Raw genomic sequence first — 21,067 nt, 5'->3', positions numbered from 1 at the left:
TCGTACCAGAGGCGATCGCGCATTTTGCGCATCACCCGACTGCGGATCCCTAGCCGGAGTCGCGCCCGGAGCCCGCCGCGCCGGAACCCTCCACGCCGAGCACACCGCGCAGTTGGGCCAGCCCCCAGTCCAGGTCCTCCTTGCTGATCACCAGCGGCGGCGCGAGCCGGATCGTCGCACCGTGCGTGTCCTTCACCAGCACACCCCGGTCCATCAGCTTCTCGGACACCTCCCGGCCGGTGCCGAACCTCGGATGGATGTCCACACCCGCCCACAACCCACGTCCCCGCACGTGCGACACCCGTCCGGTGCCGGCCAGCGCCGCCAGCTCCCGGTGCAGATGCTCGCCCAGCTCCGCGGCCCGTGCCTGATACTCGCCCGAGCGGAGCATCGCGATCACCTCCAGCGCGACCGCGCAGGCCAGCGGGCTCCCGCCGAACGTCGATCCGTGTTCCCCGGGCCGGAACACGCCGAGCACCTCCGCCGACGACACCACCGCCGACACCGGCACGATCCCTCCGCCCAGCGCCTTCCCCAGCACGTAGACGTCCGGCACCACGTCCTCGTGCTCGCACGCGAACGTCCGTCCCGTCCGGCCCAGCCCCGACTGGATCTCGTCGGCGACGAACAGCACGTTCCGCTCCCGGGTCAGCTCCCGCACCGCCGGGAGATAACCGGCCGGCGGCACGATCACCCCCGACTCGCCCTGGATGGGCTCCAGCAGCACGGCGACCGTGTTCTCCGTCATCGCCGCCCGCATCGCGGTCAGATCCCCGTACGGCACGATCTCGAAGCCCGGCGTGTACGGCCCGAAGTCGGCCCGCGCCTCCGGGTCGGTGGAGAAGCTGATGATCGTCGTCGTACGGCCGTGGAAGTTGCCCGACGCCACCACGATCTTCGCCATCTCCGCGGGCACGCCCTTGACCCGGTACCCCCACTTGCGGGCGGTCTTCACCGCCGTCTCCACCGCCTCCGCGCCGGTGTTCATCGGCAGCACCATCTCCATCCCGCACAGGGACGCAAGCTCGGTGCAGAACGCCGCGAACCGGTCGTGGTGGAAGGCGCGCGACGTCAGCGTCACCCGCTCCAGCTGCGCCTTGGCCGCCTCGATCAACCGCCGGTTGCCGTGCCCGAAGTTGAGGGCCGAGTAACCGGCCAGCAGATCCAGATAGCGCCGCCCCTCCACATCCGTCATCCACGCCCCGTCGGCCGTGGCCACGACCACGGGCAGCGGGTGATAGGTGTGCGCGCTGTGCGCTTCGGCTCCGGCGATGTGGCTTTCCGTAGCGGTCACGGCAACTCCCGAACATGAGGCTGGACCCCCTTCTTATCGTCGCTCGCATGGTGGACTGGGGAACCGGACCCTCCGGCGCGCCCGGTAGGCTGATCGCGGGCCGTGACTGGCGCGCTGGGATGGGACCGACCATCGGGGAGCGGCCTTGAGCAGTGAGCGAGTGCCGTGCGCCTGGGCCGAACCGTGAACCGTGACCGTCGTAAGCCACGCCGCCCGGAGGCCGAGATGTCAGAGCAGCCCCTCTCCACCGAGTCCACCGCCTTTCGTTCCGCTCTCGATGTGATCCGCGCCGTCGAGCCGCGCATCGCCGACGCGATCGGCCAGGAGGTCGCCGACCAGCGCGAGATGCTCAAGCTGATCGCCTCGGAGAACTACGCCTCCCCGGCCACCCTGCTGACGATGGGCAACTGGTTCAGCGACAAGTACGCCGAGGGCACCGTCGGCCGCCGCTTCTACGCCGGCTGCCGCAACGTCGACACCGTCGAATCGCTGGCCGCGGAGCACGCGCGCGAGCTCTTCGGCGCCCGCCACGCCTACGTCCAGCCGCACTCCGGCATCGACGCCAACCTCGTCGCCTTCTGGGCCGTCCTCGCCGACCGTGTCGAGGCCCCCTTCCTGGAGAAGACCGGCGTCCGCCAGGTCAACGACCTCTCCGAGGCCGACTGGGCCGAACTGCGCCGGGCTTTCGGCAATCAGCGCATGCTCGGCATGTCCCTGGACGCCGGCGGCCACCTCACCCACGGCTTCCGCCCGAACATCTCCGGCAAGATGTTCGACCAGCGCTCCTACGGCACGGACCCGGCCACGGGCCTGATCGACTACGAGGCCCTGCGCGCCCAGGCCCGCGAGTTCAAGCCGCTGATCATCGTCGCCGGCTACTCCGCCTACCCCCGGCTCGTGAACTTCCGGATCATGCGCGAGATCGCCGACGAGGTCGGCGCCACGCTCATGGTGGACATGGCCCACTTCGCCGGTCTCGTCGCCGGCAAGGTCCTCACCGGCGACTTCGACCCGGTCCCGCACGCCCAGATCGTCACCACCACCACCCACAAGTCGCTGCGCGGCCCGCGCGGCGGCATGGTCCTGTGCGACGACTCCCTCAAGGACCAGGTCGACCGCGGCTGTCCGATGGTCCTCGGCGGCCCCCTCCCGCACGTCATGGCCGCCAAGGCCGTGGCTCTCGCCGAGGCCCGTCAGCCCTCCTTCCGCGACTACGCCCAGCGCATCGTCGACAACTCCCGCGCCCTCGCCGAGGGCCTGACGCGGCGCGGCGCCATCCTGGTCACCGGCGGCACCGACAACCACCTCAACCTGATCGACGTCGCCTCCTCCTACGGCCTCACCGGCCGCCAGGCCGAGGCCGCCCTCCTCGAGTCCGGCATCGTCACCAACCGCAACGCCATCCCGGCCGACCCGAACGGCGCCTGGTACACCTCCGGCATCCGCATCGGCACCCCCGCCCTGACCACCCGGGGCCTGGGCACCGCCGAGATGGACGAGGTCGCCGGCCTCATCGACCGGGTGCTGACCAGCACCGAGCCCGGCACCACCAGCAAGGGCGCGCCCTCCAAGGCCCAGCACGTCCTGGACCCGAAGGTGGCGGACGAGATCTCCCACCGCGCCACCGACCTCGTGGCCGGCTTCCCGCTCTACCCGGAGGTCGACCTCGGCTGACGCCTACGGCGCTCCTCGGCGACGGGCACCGCTGGTCGGTGAGGCCCCGTGCGGGGGTGGCACCGTGCGGGGGTGGTCTTGTGGCGGGGCCACTGTCCGAGGGGCGGTCTGGTCGTGGGACCGCCGTCGCAGGGGCGGTCCCGTGGTGGGATCCCCGTAGCAGCGGTGCTGTCACGGGCGGGTCCCTGTGGGAGCGCGCGTCCGGCAGGGCCCGCAGGCCGTCTCATAGGCCGATCCCGCCCCGGCGCCGCGGATTTCGGCCGCTGCTCAGAGGTCGATCAGCTCCTGACATGGTTCCGCTCGCGGCGGTCCGGCTCCTGGCCGGGCCGCCGCGCGGCGTATCAGGCGCGTGCCGCCCGCACCGAGGGCCAGACCCGCCGCGAGGCCCGAGATCGCCCACCAGGCGTCCGGCGTCGTGCCCGCCCTCGCGACCGGCGCGTCCCCGGCTCCGTCCATGGCCGCCGCGCCCAGCAGCCCCGTCTCGTCCAGCCGCTCGAACACCGGCCGCGGTGCCCGGTGCCAGCGGATGTCGTCGTCGTTCACATCGGGTGCCGGGTCCGTGCGCACCCACGGTGTGCCGTCCTCGGCGAGGAACAGCTGGTCCTGGCGCTCGATGGCCACGTCGCCGCCCGGCGGGCGGCTCGTCTGCGGATGGCCACCGATGCCCGTCAGGCCCCACACCACGGTGATCCGCACCGGCGGATGGTGGCCCGCTGCCCATGCCGCCGAGACCCACTCCGTCCCCGGATACAGCGGTTGCAGCAACTGCCATAAGCGGGCGAAGTGCGGCTCACCCGAGCGCAGCGCCGTCGTCCGGCCCGAGTCGCCCGCAGTGACCAGCGCCAGGTCGGGCACGTCCCGGGACCCCGGTGTCCGCGCCGCCGCGTCCGGCACCGTCAGTCCGCAGAGCGCCACCGCCAGCGCGGCGGCCGGTGCGAGCAGGCGCCCCGTCGTGGCGCGTCCCCCGTGAAGAACCATCGGTCGCTCTCCCTCCCCTCGCTCGTGTCGCCTTCTCACAGGTCGCGCAGTTCCTGCCTCGGTCCCGGCTCCCGGTGCAGCCGGGCCGACGGGATCCGGGCGGCGAGCGGGCGCAGGACGAGCGCCAGCACCGCTCCGGCCGCCGCGCCGGGTATCGCCCACCACCAGCCGGTGACCCCGCCGCGCCCCGCCTCCACGGCGGTGGCCTTGGACCCGACGTCCACCTTGTCCCTCAGGCCCTTGCCGGTGCTGCTGCCCGGGCCCGCGCCCGGTCCCTCCGCCAGCTCCTCCTCCGGAGCGACGCCGGCGTAGCCCGGGTCCGAAGCCGGGCCCATGACGCCCAGCTCCTTGAGCAGGGCACGCAGCCGGGTGGGATGCGCGGCGCGGTGCCAGTGGCCCTTCATCGACTCGGGCACGTCGGTCGCCGTGTGTATCCAGATGTCCTGCTCCCGCGAGGAGGCATGGAGCTGGTCGTGTCGCCAGGGTGTGACGTCGTGCAGCATCCAGGTGACGTTGATCAGCCGGGCATTGGTCAGGTCGGCCTCCGGAGGCTTGACCGCCGAGCCGGTGCCGGGCTCCTCCAGGAGCTGCTGGAGCTCCGCGTACTGCTTCTCCGAGTAGTACAGCCCCTCCACCTCCGCAGTCTGTGGTGAGGCCACGAGCACACTCGTCGGCCCGCCCGCCGCCGCCGGCGGGGCGACCCCCGTCAGCAGGGCGAGCGTCGCCGTCAACGCCCCCGCCACCACCGCCAGATCACGACCCCTGGCCTTCGGCTCCCTCATGTGCCTGCGCATCCCAACCCCCAACCGGGCTCCCTGTGCGGCCCGCCCGCGAGCCGCATGTCACTTCTGGTACACCGCCCGACCCGGACCGGTTCCCACCCCGCCCGGCCGATTCAGAAGATTCTTCGGAGGCCGCTCGTGCAGAGGGGGAACGCGCCTACGGAGTTCCGGGCGTCGTGCCTCCCCGCCCTCCGTGCGCACGGCTCTCCCCGCTCTCCCCGCCCTCCTCCAGGGACTGCGCCACTGCCAGCGCCCGCTCCCTCGCCGCCACCCCTTCCAGCCGGAGGGTCACAGCACCGTCCAGGGTCTGCCGAGCCCACAGCAGGGTCGGCCCGGCCGTGCGCTCCTCCTGGGTGTAGCGGGTCCCGTCCGCGTCCACCAGCCAGAAGGTCAGCAGGTGGGGGCGTGGGAACCACAGGGCCGGGCCGGGTGGGGATCCGGCCGGGGCATCGGCGCCCAGCGACAGCCACTGAGGCTGCTCGCGCACCGTCTTCACGAAGGCCGTGTCCAGGCTCGCCGCGTACTGGTCGAGCCGTATCGTGCGCCCCCGCTCGCTCCAGCACAGGCTCACCAGGGAACGGCCCTGCGGCATGCCGGACACCGTCACCGCGTCGGGCCTGCCCAGGGCGTCCGGCACCAGCGGCTCGAAGCCCGCCCGCCGGGCAGCCTGCCCGAGGGAGAGCGACCGGCCACAGCCGGGCACCTCGGCCCCGGGTGAGGGCTCGGCCGACGGGTCGTACCGCACCTCGACCCCGCCGAAGCCGAACCAGTCGAAGACCGCGGCGCGCACCGGGGGCGTGAGGACGAGCACCGTGAGCAGCCCGCACAGCGCCGCTGTCAGGGAGCGCCGGCGCGCCCGCAGCCAGCGCCTGGCCGCCCGAAGCCGTCCTGCGAAGCCGCGCGGCTCCGCGACCGGGACCGGCACCCGCTCGGCCAGTATCTGCCCCAGCACCCGCTCGGCCATCGTCTCGGAGCCGCCGCCGACGGGGCCGAGGGACCGTCCGAGCGCCCGCAGCTCCTCGGGCAGCCGGTCGGCGCCGTCGCGCCCGCCGCTGCTGCTTCCGGCGTCGCGATCACCGTCGTACCTCTCACTCACGCTCGTCACCTCCTTCCCGGGGCTGGAGGTCCGGCAGCAGCCGGCCCATCTTCCGCAGCGCTCGATTGAGCCGGGACTTCACCGTGCCCCGGGGCCAGCCCAGGGCCTGGGCGGTCTCGGACTCGTCCATCTCCAGCAGATAGCGGTAGGTGACGACCAGGCGGTGCTCCTCGCTCAGCTTCTCCAGGGCGGCCATGAGAGCCACGCGGCGCTCCGTCGCGAGCGTCGCGACCGCGGGATCGGCCGCGTCCGGTATCAGCGGCTCGGCCTCGGCGAACGCCGCCTCGCGGCCGGCGAGCGTGCGCTGGCGGGCCGCCGTGCGCACTGTGTTCCTCGTCTCATTGGCGACGATCGACAGCAGCCACGGTCGGAACGCCGAGTCGGCCCTGAACCGGCCCAGCGCGCAGTACGCCTTCACGAAGGCCTGCTGCACCACGTCCTCCGCGTCCGCACCGGCCCCGAGTGCCGCGGCCGCTCGCAAGGCGATGCCCGTATGGGCCCGCACCAGCTCCGCGTACGCCTCCGGCTCTCCGGCGCGTACGCGAGCGATCACCGCGGCCTCATCGACGATGCGGCCCCCCTCCCGCGTCCTCACGCTCTTGTTACACCGCGGAGGGCGATTCGGTTCCCACCCGTGCGGGATCAGTTCCCGATCAGTTCCGGAGCGGTCCCCGAGCGGTCCCCGAGCTCTGAGAGAATGGTGAGTATGGCCTCTGATCGACCCCGTGTGCTCTCCGGAATCCAGCCCACCGCAGGCTCGTTCCACCTCGGCAACTACCTCGGCGCCGTCCGCCAGTGGGTGGCTCTGCAGGAGACCCACGACGCGTTCTACATGGTCGTCGACCTGCACGCGATCACGGTGCCGCAGGACCCGGCGGACCTGCGCGCCAACACCCGGCTCGCCGCCGCCCAGCTGCTCGCGGCCGGACTCGACCCCGAGCGCTGCACGCTGTTCGTCCAGAGCCACGTCCCCGAGCACGCCCAGCTCGCCTGGGTCATGAACTGCCTCACCGGATTCGGTGAGGCCTCCCGCATGACCCAGTTCAAGGACAAGTCCGCCAAGCAGGGCGCGGACCGGGCCTCCGTCGGCCTGTTCACGTACCCGGTCCTGCAGGTCGCGGACATCCTCCTCTACCAGGCCAACGAGGTCCCGGTCGGCGAGGACCAGCGCCAGCACATCGAGCTCACACGTGACCTCGCCGAGCGCTTCAACGGCCGCTTCGGCCAGACGTTCACGGTCCCGAAGCCGTACATCCTCAGGGAGACGGCCAAGATCTACGACCTCCAGGACCCGGCGATCAAGATGAGCAAGTCGGCGTCCACGCCGAAGGGCCTGATCAACCTGCTCGACGAGCCCAAGTCCACGGCGAAGAAGGTCAAGAGCGCGGTCACCGACACGGACACCGTGATCCGCTTCGACCCCGAGGCCAAGCCGGGCGTCAGCAACCTCCTCTCGATCTACTCGACCCTCACCGGGGCGGGAATCGCGGAACTGGAGGAGAAGTACGCGGGCAAGGGCTACGGTGCGCTCAAGACGGATCTCGCCGAGGTCATGGTCGAGTTCGTGACGCCCTTCCGGGAGCGGACCAACCAGTACCTCGACGACCCGGAGACGCTGGACTCGATCCTGGCCAAGGGCGCGGAGAAGGCGCGCGCCGTCGCCGCGGAGACCCTGGCACAGGCCTACGACCGGGTGGGCTTCCTGCCGGCCAAGCACTGAGCCGGGCCGTACGCCCGTACAACCCGGTCGTACACCCCCAACCCCGGGCCGTACACCCGTACCCCCGCACAGCGCTGCACATCACTGCGGCTGCGCCTGCCCAGGGCGCGGCCGGAGCCGTACAGTCGATAGCCGGAAGGCCGCGATCGCGGCCACCCGTGCCCGCCCGAGATCCGTACCGACACGACGACAGGAGACGACGTGGGGACCGTAACGATCGGTGTGTCGATCGCGGTCCCGGAGCCGCACGGCAGCCTGCTCCAGCAGCGGCGCGCGGGCTTCGGCGACGCCGCGGCTCACGGCATCCCCACGCACGTCACCCTGCTGCCGCCGACGGAGGTCGACGACTCGCAGCTGCCCGCCGTCGAGGCGCACCTCGCCGAGGTCGCCACCGCCGGGCGTCCCTTCGTGATGCGGCTGTCCGGGACCGGGACCTTCCGGCCCGTGTCGCCCGTCGTATACGTCCGGGTCGTCGAGGGCGCCGAGGCCTGCACGTGGCTGCAGAAGCAGGTCCGGGACGCCTCAGGTCCCGTGGCGCGCGAACTGCAGTTCCCCTACCACCCGCACGTCACCGTCGCCCACGGCATCGACGAGGCGGCCATGGACCGCGCCTTCGAGGAACTCGCCGACTACCGGGCCGAATGGGCCTGCACCGGCTTCGCCCTCTACGAGCAGGGCGCCGACGGCGTCTGGCGCAGGCTGCGGGACTTCGCGTTCGGCGGTGCGGTGGTGCCTCCGCAGATGGGGCATGTGGAGCGGGGCACCATCTCCAGCCGGTAGATCTCCCGGGCGGCAGCCGACAGTCGGCGGCCAGTGGACGACAGCGGATGGTCGGCAGACGACAGCGGACAGACGGCGACGGCGACGGCGGGTGGCGACGGCGGGAGGCCTCCAATGGGGGCGTGTCGGTGCGGTAGCTAGAGGGGGATACGCCGGAACACCCGACGCGGGAGGTGGCGCAGGGCCGCCGTCACCAGGCGGAGGGCTCCCGGTACCCACACCGTCTCCGAGCGGCGGCGCAGGCCCAGTTCGACGGCCGTCGCGACCGCTTCCGGGGTGGTGGCGAGAGGGGTTTCCGCCAGGCCGCTGGTCTTCTTGGAGCGGACGAATCCGGGGCGTACGACCATGACGTGCACGCCCGTCCCGTGCAGCGCGTCACCGAGGCCCTGGGCGAACGCGTCGAGGCCCGCCTTGCTGGAGCCGTAGATGAAGTTGGAGCGGCGGGGGCGCTCGGCGGCGACCGAGGAGAGGACGACCAGGGAGCCATGGCCCTGCGACTGCAACGCCCGTGCGCTGACCAGACCCGCCGAGACGGCGCCCGTGTAGTTGGTCTGCGCGACGCGCACCGCGCTCACCGGCTCGCGCTCGTCGTGCGCCTGGTTGCCGAGGATTCCGAACGCGAGCAGCACCATGTCGACGTCGCCCTCGGCGAAGACCTTGCCGAGCACCGTCTCGTGGGACTCGGGGTCGAGCGCGTCGAAGTCGACGGTGTGCACCTGCGCACCTTGGGCGCGCAGACCGTCGGCGGCCTTCTCGAGGGCGGGCGAGGGGCGTCCGGCCAGCCACACCGTGCGCGTACGCCGCATGACCAGACGGCGGGCGGTGGCCAGCGCGATCTCGGACGTACCGCCGAGGACGAGGAGGGACTGGGGGAGACCGAAGGCGTCCTTCATGACAGCTCCTGGGGAGGGACGGGCTTGGGGTGGGTGGGGCGAAGCCGACCCACATAGAGGTGAGTCACGAGGGTGCGGGCGGGCTACAGGCCCAGTCGGCGGGAGAGGTCCGAAGCGAAGACGCCTCGTGGGTCCAGCTCCGCGCGCAGGGCGCGGAAGTCGGCGAGTTTCGGGTACATCGCGGTGAGCAGGTCGGGGCGGAGGCGGGAGTCCTCGGCGAGGCAGACACGGCCGCCCGCGGCCGCCACCTCCTCGTCCAGTCCGTCGAGAAAGGCGGCGAGGCCCGGCAGCCCGGCCGGGATGTCCAGGGCCAGCGTCCAGCCGGGCACGGGGAAGGAGAGCCAGCCCGCAGAGGCGTCCCCGAAGCGCTTCAGGACGGCCACGAGGGACGGGAACCGACGCGCGGCGGTGCGCCGCACGATCCGGCACAAGGCGTCCTCCTGGCCGTCTCCGACGACGAACTGGTAGTGCACGAAACCTCCTCGGCCGTAGATCCGGTTCCACTGCGGAACGCCGTCCAGGGGATGGAAGAAGGCGGAGGCCCTCCGGAGCCGGCCGGTACGCGCGCGTGGCGCTGCCCGGAACCAGAGTTCGTTGAACAATCCGACCGTGCGGTGGCTCATAAGCCCCTCCGGGACCAGATCGGGGGCGACGAGATCGAGGGCGGCGAGACTGGGAGCGGCGGGCGGCAGGGTGGGACGCGGGGCGAGAGGGGTCCTACGCGCGCGTGTGCCCACGCGCAGCGCCTCCGGGGGAGCGTGCTCGGCTCGGGTCAGCACCCCGCGTCCCGTGGCCGCGCCGCGGGCCAGGAGGTCGATCCAGGCGACCGAGTAAGGACGGCGCCGGCCCGTGGCGGTCATGCGTGCTAGCAGATCGTCGAGATCGCCGGCGCGTTCGGTGTCGACCGTCATCCAGGCCGTCTGGACCGGCTGGAGCCGGAGGGTCGCTGTCAGGACGACGCCGGTGAGGCCCATGCCGCCCGCCGTCGCGTCGAAGAGGGGTGTGCCCTGGCCGACGGAGCAGATCTCGCCGTCGGCGGTGAGGAGTTCGAGCGACGGCACATGGCGGGTGAAGGAGCCCGCCGTCGGATGGTTCCTGCCGTGGACGTCCGCGCCGATCGCCCCGCCGACGGTGACGTGGCCCGTGCCGGGCGTCACCGGGACGAACCAGCCGAGTGGCAGCAGCACTTGCGCCAGGTGGTGCAGCGAGACGCCCGCGTCGCACAGGACGGTCCCGCCGGCGGCGTCGATGGCGTGGATACGGGCCAGGCCCGTCATGCCGAGCACCGTCCCGCCGGCATTCTGCGCCGCGTCCCCGTACGCCCGCCCCAGGCCCCGCGGGATGCCGCCGCGAGCTCCGCAGCCCCGAACGGCGTCCACGGCCTCCTGATACGTCCGGGGCCGGATCACGCGGGCGGTGGTGGGGGCGGTACGGCCCCACCCCGTGACGGAGGCGACGGAGGGGTGGGGCAGGGTGTCGGGGGCGGCGTCGGCAGGCATGGTGGTGACCGTAACGCCCTATGTGTCGCATTGATTCTGAAACATCCGTCAGCTACCCGAAATGGGTGATTAGTGGGATGTCGTCATGTCATGCCGTATTTCCGGGACGTTGATGCGAACAGGGGGTCGGTGTCGGTCACCTTCCCGTGGTTCCGGGGCACTAGGACAGTGGTGTTCGGCATGGACCGGGAGACCGGCGGCCGCGTCGGCCGTATCGGCGGTGAGGCGGAGGGCAGGCTCGGATCATGGACTGGCTGAAAAAGCTCCCCCTCATCGGCCCTGCGGCCACCCGGCTGATGGCCACGCACGCGTGGCGGTCGTACGAGCGGCTGGACCGTGTGAAGTGGACGCGCCTGGCCGCCGCGATGACGTTCACCAGCTTCGTCGCACTGTTCCCGCTGCTCACCGTGGGTGCCGCGATCGCCGCCGCCACGCTCAGCACGGAACAGCAGAAGGAGATCCAGGACAAGATCGCCGAGCAGATCCCCGGCATCTCCGACCAGCTGAACATCGGCGCCCTGGTGGACAACGCCGGCACCGTCGGGATCATCGCCGGAGCGCTGCTGCTGTTCACCGGTATCGGGTGGGTCGGCTCCATGCGCGACTGTCTGCGTGCGGTGTGGGAGCTGCCGGACGAGGAGGACAACCCCGTCCTGCGCAAGGTCAAGGACGCGGGCGTCCTGCTGGGGCTCGGCGGCGCGCTGCTCGTCACCCTCGCCGCGTCCACCGTCGCCTCGGCCACCGTCGGCTGGGGCGCCCGCCGGCTGGGCCTCGAAGAACAGGGCTGGGGGAGCCTGCTGCTGCGCACCGCCGCGTTCGCCGTGGCCGTGCTCGCCGCGTTCCTGCTCCTGCTCTACGTCCTCACGCTGCTGCCCGGCGTCGAGCCGTCCCGGCGGCGGCTGATCGTGGGCGCGCTGGTCGGCGCGATCGGCTTCGAGCTGCTGAAGCTGCTGCTGAGCAGCTATATCCAGGGCGTGGCCGCGAAGAGCATGTACGGCGCGTTCGGCGTCCCCGTCGCCCTGCTGCTGTGGATCAACTTCACCTCGAAGCTCGTCCTCTTCTGCGCTGCCTGGACCGCGACGCCGAGCAAGGAGGCCGAACGGGCGGGGGCCGAACGGGCCGACGAGATCGGCGGAAACGGCATGACGGGCGCGGCTGCGGCGAGCGGGGGGTGAGAGGGCCGCCGGGGAGGGTAAGGGCCGGGGCTCAGCGGAATGGGACGGGGCAACAACTCAGGCACGCCTGATCGCGGGGGCGGCTGATCCCACCGCGCTCGGGGTCATCGTCCGGGTAGCGGTCCTCGCTGTGCTCGAGGTCACCGCCTGGGCAGCGGCCACCACCCCGGGTGACCGGCCGGACCGCAGCCCCGGTCCGCCTCGGGTCACCGTCCGGACCGTAGCCCCGCCCCCCTCGGATCACCGCCGACGCAGCGGCCACCGCCGGTTCACCAGGAACGCGCCGCCCGCGAGCAGCGCCAGCAGTCCGGCCGTGACGGCGAAGGCGATCCCGACCCCGCTGGAGCCGTCGCCTGCCGTCGCGCTCGCCACGGGCTTGTCCGACTCGCCGTCGGTTCCCGAGCCCCCGCCCGCCTCACCGACGTTCGCCTCGCCCGAGGCGGTGGCGCCGGACGGGGCTCCCGCAGCGCCCTTGGGCGGCACCAGCTCACCCACCGGCTCCACCTTCCCGGCAGCCTTGAAGCCCCAGTCGAACAGCCGCGCGGTCTCCTTGTAGACCTCGTTGTGCTCGCCCTTCTCAGGGTTCATCACGGTCACGAGCAGCACCTTGCCGCCCCGTTCGGCGACGCCGGTGAAGGTGGCGCCCGCGTTGGTGGTGTTGCCGTTCTTGACGCCTGCGATGCCCTTGTACTGCGAGAGGTCGGAGTCGCCGGTCAGCAGGCGGTTGGTGTTCTGGATCTCGAAGGTCTCGCGGACCGGCCTGCCCTTCTTGTTCTTCGTCGTCTGACCCGGGAACTTCGCGGTCACCGTCGAGCAGTACTCGCGGAAGTCCTTCTTCTGCAGCCCGGAGCGGGCGATCAGCGTCAGGTCGTAGGCGGACGAGACCTGGCCTGGGGCGTCGTAGCCGTCAGGGCTGACGACGTGCGTGTCGAGGGCCTGGAGCTCCTCGGCGTGCTGGTTCATCTCCTTGACGGTGTTGCCGACGCCCTGGTTCATCGCGGACAGCACGTGCACGGCGTCGTTGCCGGAGCGCAGGAAGACACCGAGCCACAGGTCGTGGACGGTGTACGTCTCGTTCTCCTTTATCCCGACCATGCTGGAACCGGAGCCGATGCCCGCCAGGTCGGCGGGGACCACCTTGCGGGTCATGGTCTTGGGGAACTTCGGCAGCAGCGTGTCCGCGAACAGCATCTTCAGGGTGCTCGCGGGGGCCAGCCGCCAGTGCGAGTTGTGCGCGGCGAGCACCTCGCCGGACTCGGCGTCGGCGATGATCCAGGACCGTGCGGTGACGTCCTTGGGCAGCACCGGAACCCCGTCGGCCAAGTTCACCTGCGTACCCGGACGGCCGAGCCGCGTGCCGCCCACGGTCGACATGTTCGCCGGGGGAGTGGCCGACGGGCTTGGCGAGGAACTCGGTGACGGGCGTGGCGCGGCGAAAGCGGCGGGCGCGGTCAGCGAAACGGACAACAGGGTCGCGGAAGCGAGCAGCAGGGAACGCCGGGCGGTCCTCTGTGATGCGCAGGCGGTCATCTGTGATGCTCGAACGGTCATCTGCGGTGCGCGGGCGGTCTTCTTCGGTGCGGGCACGAGCGAGAACGTACATGTACGGTCCCCGGAAGTCCCGTCGCCCTCCCCACCCCGGCGCACGAACCGGACAGTCGGCGGTGATACTGAACGCATGAAACTCAGCCGCCCGATCTCCTGGTTCCTGCTCGCCTTCGGGGTGTGGAGCTGGGTCATCTGGGTCACTTTCGTCAACAACCTGATCAAGGACAGCAGCGGGCTGGCGTTCGAGGACGGCCGACCGACGGCGTACTTCTGGGTGCATCTCACGCTCGCCGTCGTCTCCCTCGTATTGGGGACGGTCATCGGGGTCATCGGGTTGCGCGGAGTGCGCGCTCTGCGCCACAAGTCATAGCGATCCGCACCCCGGCCAAGGAGAGAACAACGGCATGGTGATCGTCTTCCTGCTCGTCGTGGTGAGCGTCCTCGTCGTGGCGAACTGGTATCTGTGGCGCCGCCTGTTCCGCGACACGACCCGGAGCCCGGGCGCGCTGCGCCGTGTCGGCGCGGTGCTGATCGCGGGAGGCTGGGTGCTGGCGATCGGCGCCTCGGTGGCCGAACGCGCCGGCGCTCCCTTCTGGCTCCAGCGCACCCTCGCCTGGCCGGGCTTCCTGTGGCTCGCGCTGTCGATCTACCTGCTGCTCGCCGTGGTCGCCGGTGAGGTCGTACGACCGCTGCTGCTGCGTTTCCTGGAGCGCCGGGACGCGCGGCAGCGGGGGCCGGCCGACGCCGACATGACGCGGCCGAGGCCCTGGCCCGAGCCGATACCGGCGGGAGCACCGCTCAAGGGGGGCGTCCGCGACGAGCCGTCCACAGGGGCCGTCTCCGAACAGCCGTCCTCAGGGCCCGCCTCCGACGAGCCGCCCCAGGAGCCCGCCGCCACGGAGACGGGGGCGCCCACCCTCGCCGACGAACCGCAGCCCTTGGCCGACGCACCGCGACCCCCCGCACCTTCCCGCCGTCTGTTCGTCTCCCGGGTCGTCGCGGGTGCCGCCGCCGCGGTGGCCGTCGGCACGGTCGGCACCGGCACCTACGGCGTTCTCAACGGCCCCGGCGTGAAGCGCGTGACCGTCCCGCTCGCCAAGCTTCCGCGCGCGGCACACGGATTCCGGATCGCGGTGGTCAGCGACGTCCACCTGGGTCCGGTCCTCGGCCGGGGCTTCGCCCAGAAGGTGGTCGACACGATCAACGGCACGCAGCCCGACCTGATCGCGGTCGTCGGCGACCTGGTCGACGGCAGCGTGCGGGACCTGGGTCCTGCCGCCGCGCCCCTGGCCCAGCTGCGGGCCCGGCACGGCACCTACTTCGTCACCGGCAACCACGAGTACTTCTCCGGCGCCGGGCAGTGGGTCGAGCAGGTGCGGCGGCTGGGCATGCGCCCGCTGGAGAACGCGCGCACGGAGCTGCCCTGGTTCGACCTGGCGGGCGTCAACGACGTCGCGGGCGAGAGCGAGGGTCAGGGCCCCGACTTCACCGGTGCGCTCGGCGACCGTGACACCACGCGCGCGTGCGTGCTCCTCGCCCACCAGCCGGTCCAGATCCACGAGGCCGTCAAACACCACGTGGACCTCCAGCTCTCCGGTCACACCCATGGCGGCCAGCTCTGGCCCGGCAACCTGGTCGCGGCGGCCGCGAACCCGACCCTCGCGGGCCTGGAGCGCTACGGCGACACCCAGCTGTACGTCAGCCGTGGCGCCGGGGCGTGGGGGCCGCCCACGCGCGTGGGTGCCCCCTCGGACATCACGGTGATCGAGCTGGCGTCGGCCCAGGCGTAGGTGTCCGTGAACTCCCGCGCAGCCGTCTCCTCGTGAACAGCGTGTGAAACCCCCAGGAAGCAAGCGACCGGCAAGTTCGTCCTCCTCTCGACGAAGTCGCCTTCCCCGCCGAGAGGCGCCGTGATTGAGTGAGCCGCGCCATGGGGAGCTGGCATGTGGGGCCTTCGGGAGGGCGCCGATGCGATCGGTTCGCTTGCGGATTGCCACGTCCTTCTCCGGCGACGGCCGGGCGTGCCCAGGACCCGAGGTGCCGTTCACGCCGTCGGACGGGTCGCCGGCCACCCCGGCCCGTACCACCCTCGGTGCCCTGCGCGCGGGCACCGGCTCCACCATGAACACCGACTGCACCAGCAGGGCGTCGCCCGCGAACTGACGCGAACTGACGTGATCCCACGGCCTTGACAACCGCCGGTTCCGCCCAAGTGACGCCGGACAGCCCTCGGACACAGCACCATGTGACGGAGGTGTGCGCGTGGTGAGGAGCAAACGTGGTGAGACGCTACGCCTTCCGGCTGCCCCGGCATCCGGCCTCCGTCGGTCTCGCCCGGCGCCGGGTACGGGACCATCTGATCGACTGGGGGCACGGATCCGGCACCCCGGCGTTGGCCGACGCCGTACTGCTGGTGTCCGAGCTCGCCACCAACGTGGTACGTCACGGGCCACGCACGGAGGCGGAGTTCGAGATCGCGGTGACCGCGCTCGCCGACGGTTCCTGCCTCATAGAGGTCTCCGACGAGGGCAGCCGCGTACCCCGCCTCCGCTCGGTCGACGACGCGCAGGAGGCGGGCCGTGGCCTGCACCTGGTGGAGCACCTCGCCACCGCATGGGGCGTGTGGAGCCGCGGCAGCCACGGCAAGACGGTGTGGGCACTGGTGCACTCCGACGGGTAGGCCGCGCAACGACACGTCACCCCGGCCCTGGACGCCGACACAGCGGCCTCAGCACACACGTCACCCCGGCCCTGGACGCCGACACAGCGGCCTCAGCACACACGTCACCCCGGCCCTGCACGCCGACGCAGCGCCTCAGCACACACGCCTCCTCGGCCCTGCACGCCGGCACAGCGCCTCACCGCAGTCGAGCCGAGCCCAGCGCCCCGCCCACCCCTACGCCGGAACCGGCGCCCGCACCGGCAGTGTCACCGTCACCGCGAGCCCCTCACCCGGCGCCGTGCGCACTCCCACCTCGCCCCCGTGGGCGTGGACCACGCCCTGCACGATCGCCATCCCCAGCCCGCTGCCCGCGCCACCTCCCGCGCGGAAGAAGCGGTCGAAGATCCGCGCCGCGTCCTCGGCATCCAGCCCGGGTCCCTCGTCGGCGACGCACAGCCGCACCGCTCCGTCGCCCGCCCGCTCCACCCCGAGCCGTACCGGCACGTCGGCGGGCGTATGGATGCGTACGTTGGCCAGCAGGTTCCCGAGTATCTGGCGCAGCCCGGACTCGTCGGCGTGCACCAGCACCGAGCCGTCGGCGTGGACGGATATCGGCCGCCCCGGCTGCTGCACCCGCAGGTCCTGGGCCGCGTCACGCACCAGGCGGCTCACGTCGACGTTGCGGAACCGCAGTTGCGGCTGCTGATCGAGGCGGGCGAGGGTGAGCAGCTCGTCGACGAGCCGGCCCATGCGGTCGGCCTCCCCGAGCACCCGCTCCCAGGCGCGCTTGCGGTCGGCCGGGTCGCGCAGCATGCCTTTGTCGTACAGCTGGAGATAGCCGCGTATCGCGGACAGCGGTGTGCGCAGTTCGTGCGAGGCGTCGGCGACGAAGCGGCGCAGCTGGGCCGCGCTGTGCTCGCGGGTGCGGTACGCCGACTCCACCTGGTGGAGCATGGAGTTGAGGGCGAGTCGCAACTGCTCGACCTCCAGGGTGGGCTCGCGGCTGGACGGCACCCGCCGGGTCAGGTCGCCCTCGGCGATGGCCGTCGACGTCTCGACCATGTCCTCCAGCGGCTGCGTCCGGCGGCGCACGCTGAACATCGTCAGCCAGGCCAGCATGGCCAGCAGCAGGAGGCCGGCGGCGATGTCCAGCTTGAGGGCACGGGCGACGACCTCCCGCAGGGGCTCGGTCGAGGCGGCGAGCAGCACGGTCGTGCCGTCGGCGAGCTGTCCGGCGGTGACGCGGTAGTGGTCGCCGCGCACCTGCAGGTCGTGCGGCTCGGTGTCGGCGGCGAGGGCCGCCGGGTCGTCCACGGCGGCGGCCAGGGCGCGCTGGGCGCCGCTCGGGGTGAGGCCGCCTATGGTCCGGGCCTGTCCGTCACGGTCCACGGCCACGAAGAGCGAGCCCTGCACGGTGGAGTCGGCCGGGCCGCCGGAGGCGCCGGGTCCCATCTTTTCGCTCAGGGCGAACAGCGTGGTGAGCGAGTCGACCTGCTCGAACGTCAGCGGAGTCTCACCGATCGAGTCCCGGGACACCATCAGCTCCCGGTCGACGGCGTCGAGCAGATAGAGCCGCATGCCCACCACGCTGACACACGTCGCCACGACCACGCCGAGGGCCAGCAGCAGCACGTTCGCCATCGTCAGCTTGCCCCGCAGCGAGCGCGGACCGCGCGCGCGGCGCCACCTGGGCCACGTCATGCCAGGCCGTATCCGACGCCCCGCCGGGTGGTGATCACCGGCGGTCCCAGGGTGTCCAGCTTGCGGCGCAGATAGCTGATGTAGGTCTCCACGACGGTCGACTCGGACGGCACGTGCTCGTACTGCCAGACGTGCCGCAGGAGTTGCTCCTTGGGAACGATCCGGCCGCCGTTGCGCACGAGGAAGCGCAGCAGCGCGTACTCCGTCGGGGTCAGCTCGACCGACCTGCCCGCGCGGTGCACGCAGTACGTCGTCTCGTCCAGTTCCAAATCGCCGTACCGCAGGGGCGGGCGCTGCGGCAGGACGTCGGCGGGGCGGGTGCGGCGGAGCACCGCCGTGACCCGGGCGACCACCTCGTCGATGTTGAACGGCTTGGTGATGTAGTCGTCGCCGAAGCCGAGGGCGCCGACGATCTCCGCGGGTGAGTCGCGGGCGGTGAGGAAGACCAGCGCCAGGCCGGGCCGCCGCTCGCGCAGTTCACGGCCCAGTGCCCGGCCGTCGCCGTCCGGGAGCATGACGTCGAGCAGCGCCGCGTCGGGCCGGGTGCGCTCGGCCAGGGAGAGCGCCTCGCGGACGGTGCCCGCGGTCATGACCTCGAAACGGTGGTAGCGCAGGGCGATCGCGAGGACGTCGGCGATGCTCACCTCGTCCTCCACGACCAGCACGGTGCCGGGAGCCGTCGTCATGCCCCCAGTATCGGCGCGGCCACTGACATCGGGGCCCCGATGCGCTTTGGAGTTCCTTGAGAGTCATGGGCGGGTCGTGTCCACACCCACGCCGCACGGCCAATCCTGTTGCCCAGGACCTGGGGGACCAATCGATCTGCGACGAAGGAGCGTTGGGCGTGGCGACATTGGCACGCTGGTGCTATAGGCACCGGCTGGTGGTCCTGGTGCTGTGGGTGGGGGCACTGTTCGGGCTGGGCTTCACGGCGACGACGGCGGGCACGGACTACGCGAACGTCTTCTCCCTGCCGAACACCGACTCGAAGCGCGCGTACGACCTGATGGAGAAGGCCTTCCCGGAGAGCGCCGGTGACACCGACACGGTGGTGTGGAAGGTCGAGGAGGGCACGGTCCGGGACGCGGAGGTACGGTCCCGGATCGAGCCCGCGCTGGCCGGGATCGGCCGCATGGACGGCGTCGGCCAGGTCGCCGGCCCTTACGCCGGTGAGCGGGGCGCGGCGCAGATCAGCCGGGACGGGCGGATCGCGTACGCGCAGATCACCTTCACCGAGCAGGCGAACGCCGTCCCGATGGAGCTCATCGAGGACGTCGTGCAGAGTGCGCAGAGGGCCGAACGGGACGGACTGCAGGTCGAGCTGGGCGGGCAGGCGATCGCACGTACCCAGGAGCCGCCCACCGGCACGGCCGAACTGGTCGGGATCGCGGCGGCGGCGATCGTGCTGTTCCTGGCCTTCGGCTCGCTGTTCGCGATGCTGCTGCCGATCGTCGTGGCGATCTTCGGCGTGGGTACCGGCATGCTCTCGACGATGCTGCTCAGCCACGCCACGAACGTGCCCGACGTGGCGCCGCTGCTGGGCTCGCTGATCGGCCTCGGCGTCGGGATCGACTACGCGCTGTTCATCGTCACCCGGCACCGGCGCGGCATCCTGCGCGGTACGAAGCCGGAGGAGGCCGCCGTCACCGCCCTCAACACCTCCGGGCGCGCGGTGCTGTTCGCCGGCGGCACGGTCTGCATCGCGCTGGCCGGCATGCTGGTGATGAACCTGCGCTTCCTGGACGGTGTGGTCATCGCGACCTCCCTCACCGTCGTCTTCAGCGTCCTCGCGGCCGTCACGCTGCTGCCCGCCCTGCTCGGTCTGCTCGGCATGCGGGTGCTCAGCCGCCGGCAGCGGCACCGGCTGGCCCACGCGGGGCCGGAGCCGGAGGAGGCGAGCGGCCCGGCGGCGCGCTGGTCGGCGTACGTCCAGCGGCGCCCGCGGGCGATCGCGGCGCTCGCGCTCGTGGTCATGGCGGTGCTGTCCCTGCCCGTGCTGTCCATCCGGCTGGGCGCCACCGACCAGGGCAACCACCAGGAGACGCAGACCACCCGGCAGGCCTACGACCTGCTCGCCGAGGGCTTCGGCCCCGGTTTCAACGGCCCGCTCCAGGTCGTGGTGGACGGCACGGCACCCGACGCGCTGGTGTCGCGCATCGAGTCGACCGGGGGCGTCGCCCAGGTGGCCGCGCTGCCGCCCGCGAACGACGTCACGGTGATCCAGGTGGTGCCGGCGACCGCACCGCAGTCCGAGGAGACGGACCGGCTGATCGACGTGCTGCGCGACGAGGTGATCCCGGCGTCCGGCGCCGAGGCACATGTGGGCGGTGTGACGGCGGTCTTCAAGGACTTCGCGTCGGTGACGGGCGATCGGCTGCCGTACTTCGTGGCGACGATCATCGCGCTCGGCTTCCTTCTGCTGCTGGTGGCCTTCCGCTCGCTGGTGGTGCCGTTGACGGCGGCGCTGATGAACCTGATCGCCGCTGCCGCGTCCTTCGGCGTCCTGGTGGCGATCTTCCAGTGGGGCTGGGGCACGGAACTGCTCGGCATCGGCAAGGAGGGCCCGATCACGGCGTTCCTGCCGGTCATCATGTTGTCGCTGCTGTTCGGCCTGTCGATGGACTACCAGGTGTTCCTGGTGAGCCGGATGCACGAGGAGTGGGTGCACACCAAGGACAACGCGCGGGCGGTCCGGGTCGGGCTCGCGGAGACCAGCCGGGTCATCAACTGCGCGGCGCTGATCATGATCTGCGTTTTCTCCGCGTTCGTCCTGAGCGGCGACATGGAGGGCGCGATGGCGGGCATCGGGCTGGCGGCGGCGGTCGCGCTGGACGCGTTCATCCTGCGTACGGCGCTGGTTCCGGCGGCGATGCACCTGCTGGGCAAGGCGAACTGGTGGCTGCCGGCGGGGCTGGAGAAGCGGCTGCCGCATCTGGCGGTGGAGCCGGGGGAGGAGCCGGTGGAGACGGTGCCCGAGGGGCCTTCGTCGGTGATCCACGGCTTCATCCGCACGGCGGACGGCGAGCCGCTGGAGGGGGCGGCGGTGACGCTGCTGTCGCGTGGCGGCCGACAGCTCGACCGGGTGATGTCCCTCGCCGACGGCTCCTACATCGTGGCGGTGCCGGGGCCGGGGGCGTATCTGCTGGCGGCTACGGCAAGCGGTCTTGGCTCGCGGGCACGGCATGTGGTCGTGGAGGAGGGGCCGCTGGTGTACGACGTGGAGGTGGCGGAGGTGGCCGAGGGGGAGGTTGACGCGGTGAACTGA

Annotated in this window: 19 protein-coding genes and 1 riboswitch; of the genes, 9 read left to right on the top strand and 10 right to left on the bottom strand. The window is 71.9% G+C overall.

The genetic code is table 11. The annotated features are described in order from the left end of the window. Window positions 1-49: 49 nt before the first annotated feature. A complete protein-coding gene (gene rocD / locus ACIHCM_RS15380; protein WP_399894968.1) occupies window positions 50-1,294 on the bottom strand; it encodes an ornithine--oxo-acid transaminase in 1,245 nt (414 codons plus the stop codon). Window positions 1,295-1,386: 92 nt separating this feature from the next. Next, window positions 1,387-1,478, top strand: a riboswitch (ZMP/ZTP riboswitch). Window positions 1,479-1,519: 41 nt separating this feature from the next. On the opposite strand from rocD, the gene ACIHCM_RS15375 reads away from it, so the two are divergent. Continuing rightward, entirely contained in the window at window positions 1,520-2,968 is a 1,449-nt protein-coding gene (locus ACIHCM_RS15375) for a glycine hydroxymethyltransferase (protein WP_399894965.1), read from the top strand. 267 nt (window positions 2,969-3,235) lie between these two features. On the opposite strand, the gene ACIHCM_RS15370 is transcribed toward ACIHCM_RS15375, so the two are convergent. The 4 genes from ACIHCM_RS15370 to ACIHCM_RS15355 form a co-directional block, all read right to left on the bottom strand. After that, complete coding sequence (locus tag ACIHCM_RS15370) at window positions 3,236-3,946, bottom strand: hypothetical protein (RefSeq protein ID WP_399894962.1); 711 nt, start codon at window positions 3,944-3,946, stop codon at window positions 3,236-3,238. A 35-nt stretch (window positions 3,947-3,981) separates the two neighbouring features. Beyond that, window positions 3,982-4,728, bottom strand: a complete 747-nt coding sequence (locus tag ACIHCM_RS15365) for a hypothetical protein (RefSeq protein ID WP_399894960.1) — start codon at window positions 4,726-4,728, stop codon at window positions 3,982-3,984. A gap of 157 nt (window positions 4,729-4,885) precedes the next feature. After that, window positions 4,886-5,824, bottom strand: coding sequence for a hypothetical protein (locus tag ACIHCM_RS15360; RefSeq protein WP_399894957.1), 939 nt, complete (start codon window positions 5,822-5,824; stop codon window positions 4,886-4,888). Beyond that, window positions 5,817-6,419, bottom strand: a complete 603-nt coding sequence (locus ACIHCM_RS15355) for an RNA polymerase sigma factor (protein WP_399894954.1) — start codon at window positions 6,417-6,419, stop codon at window positions 5,817-5,819. The genes ACIHCM_RS15360 and ACIHCM_RS15355 overlap by 8 nt, the downstream gene beginning before the upstream one ends. A gap of 111 nt (window positions 6,420-6,530) precedes the next feature. Between ACIHCM_RS15355 and trpS the strand changes: the two genes are divergently transcribed. Then, a complete protein-coding gene (trpS, locus tag ACIHCM_RS15350) occupies window positions 6,531-7,544 on the top strand; it encodes a tryptophan--tRNA ligase (protein WP_399894951.1) in 1,014 nt (337 codons plus the stop codon). Between the two features lie 201 nt (window positions 7,545-7,745). Next, on the top strand, window positions 7,746-8,324 hold the full coding sequence (locus tag ACIHCM_RS15345) for a 2'-5' RNA ligase family protein (protein WP_399894948.1): 579 nt from the start codon (window positions 7,746-7,748) through the stop codon (window positions 8,322-8,324). A gap of 137 nt (window positions 8,325-8,461) precedes the next feature. Here the strand turns inward: ACIHCM_RS15345 and ACIHCM_RS15340 are convergent, their stop codons facing one another. Further along, entirely contained in the window at window positions 8,462-9,217 is a 756-nt protein-coding gene (locus ACIHCM_RS15340) for a decaprenylphospho-beta-D-erythro-pentofuranosid-2-ulose 2-reductase (protein WP_399894946.1), read from the bottom strand. 83 nt (window positions 9,218-9,300) lie between these two features. Continuing rightward, window positions 9,301-10,716, bottom strand: coding sequence for an FAD-binding oxidoreductase (locus ACIHCM_RS15335; RefSeq protein ID WP_399894943.1), 1,416 nt, complete (start codon window positions 10,714-10,716; stop codon window positions 9,301-9,303). Window positions 10,717-10,961: 245 nt separating this feature from the next. Between ACIHCM_RS15335 and ACIHCM_RS15330 the strand changes: the two genes are divergently transcribed. Continuing rightward, window positions 10,962-11,891 (top strand): YihY/virulence factor BrkB family protein, encoded by a 930-nt coding sequence (locus ACIHCM_RS15330; RefSeq protein WP_399894940.1) that lies wholly within the window; start codon window positions 10,962-10,964, stop codon window positions 11,889-11,891. A 240-nt stretch (window positions 11,892-12,131) separates the two neighbouring features. On the opposite strand, the gene ACIHCM_RS15325 is transcribed toward ACIHCM_RS15330, so the two are convergent. After that, window positions 12,132-13,442, bottom strand: coding sequence for a D-alanyl-D-alanine carboxypeptidase family protein (locus ACIHCM_RS15325; RefSeq protein WP_399895559.1), 1,311 nt, complete (start codon window positions 13,440-13,442; stop codon window positions 12,132-12,134). A 127-nt stretch (window positions 13,443-13,569) separates the two neighbouring features. Here ACIHCM_RS15325 and ACIHCM_RS15320 point away from each other — a divergent pair, with 127 nt between their 5' ends. The 4 genes from ACIHCM_RS15320 (at window position 13,570) to ACIHCM_RS15305 (ending at window position 16,119) form a co-directional block, all read left to right on the top strand. Next, complete coding sequence (locus ACIHCM_RS15320) at window positions 13,570-13,809, top strand: SCO4848 family membrane protein (protein WP_399894937.1); 240 nt, start codon at window positions 13,570-13,572, stop codon at window positions 13,807-13,809. Window positions 13,810-13,843: 34 nt separating this feature from the next. Continuing rightward, entirely contained in the window at window positions 13,844-15,229 is a 1,386-nt protein-coding gene (locus tag ACIHCM_RS15315) for a metallophosphoesterase (RefSeq protein ID WP_399894933.1), read from the top strand. 178 nt (window positions 15,230-15,407) lie between these two features. Continuing rightward, window positions 15,408-15,602: a hypothetical protein gene (locus tag ACIHCM_RS15310; protein ID WP_399894930.1), complete on the top strand. Its 195-nt coding sequence runs from the start codon at window positions 15,408-15,410 to the stop codon at window positions 15,600-15,602. Between the two features lie 115 nt (window positions 15,603-15,717). Continuing rightward, entirely contained in the window at window positions 15,718-16,119 is a 402-nt protein-coding gene (locus ACIHCM_RS15305) for an ATP-binding protein (RefSeq protein WP_399894927.1), read from the top strand. A 216-nt stretch (window positions 16,120-16,335) separates the two neighbouring features. Here the strand turns inward: ACIHCM_RS15305 and ACIHCM_RS15300 are convergent, their stop codons facing one another. Both ACIHCM_RS15300 and ACIHCM_RS15295 read right to left on the bottom strand, forming a co-directional pair. Further along, window positions 16,336-17,802 carry a sensor histidine kinase gene (locus ACIHCM_RS15300; protein WP_399894924.1) on the bottom strand — a complete coding sequence of 489 codons (1,467 nt, stop codon included), beginning with the start codon at window positions 17,800-17,802 and terminating at the stop codon, window positions 16,336-16,338. After that, window positions 17,799-18,488, bottom strand: coding sequence for a response regulator transcription factor (locus ACIHCM_RS15295; protein ID WP_399894921.1), 690 nt, complete (start codon window positions 18,486-18,488; stop codon window positions 17,799-17,801). Before ACIHCM_RS15295 ends, ACIHCM_RS15300 begins: the two co-directional genes overlap by 4 nt. 167 nt (window positions 18,489-18,655) lie before the next feature. Here ACIHCM_RS15295 and ACIHCM_RS15290 point away from each other — a divergent pair, with 167 nt between their 5' ends. Continuing rightward, on the top strand, window positions 18,656-21,067 hold the full coding sequence (locus ACIHCM_RS15290) for an MMPL family transporter (RefSeq protein WP_399895556.1): 2,412 nt from the start codon (window positions 18,656-18,658) through the stop codon (window positions 21,065-21,067).

Origin of the sequence: Streptomyces sp. NPDC052023 (assembly GCF_044548465.1) — a bacterium.
In the GTDB taxonomy this organism is placed as follows: domain Bacteria; phylum Actinomycetota; class Actinomycetes; order Streptomycetales; family Streptomycetaceae; genus Streptomyces.
The sequence above is the reverse complement of the archived record's forward strand: the minus strand, read 5'-3'. Positions and strand labels throughout refer to the sequence as shown.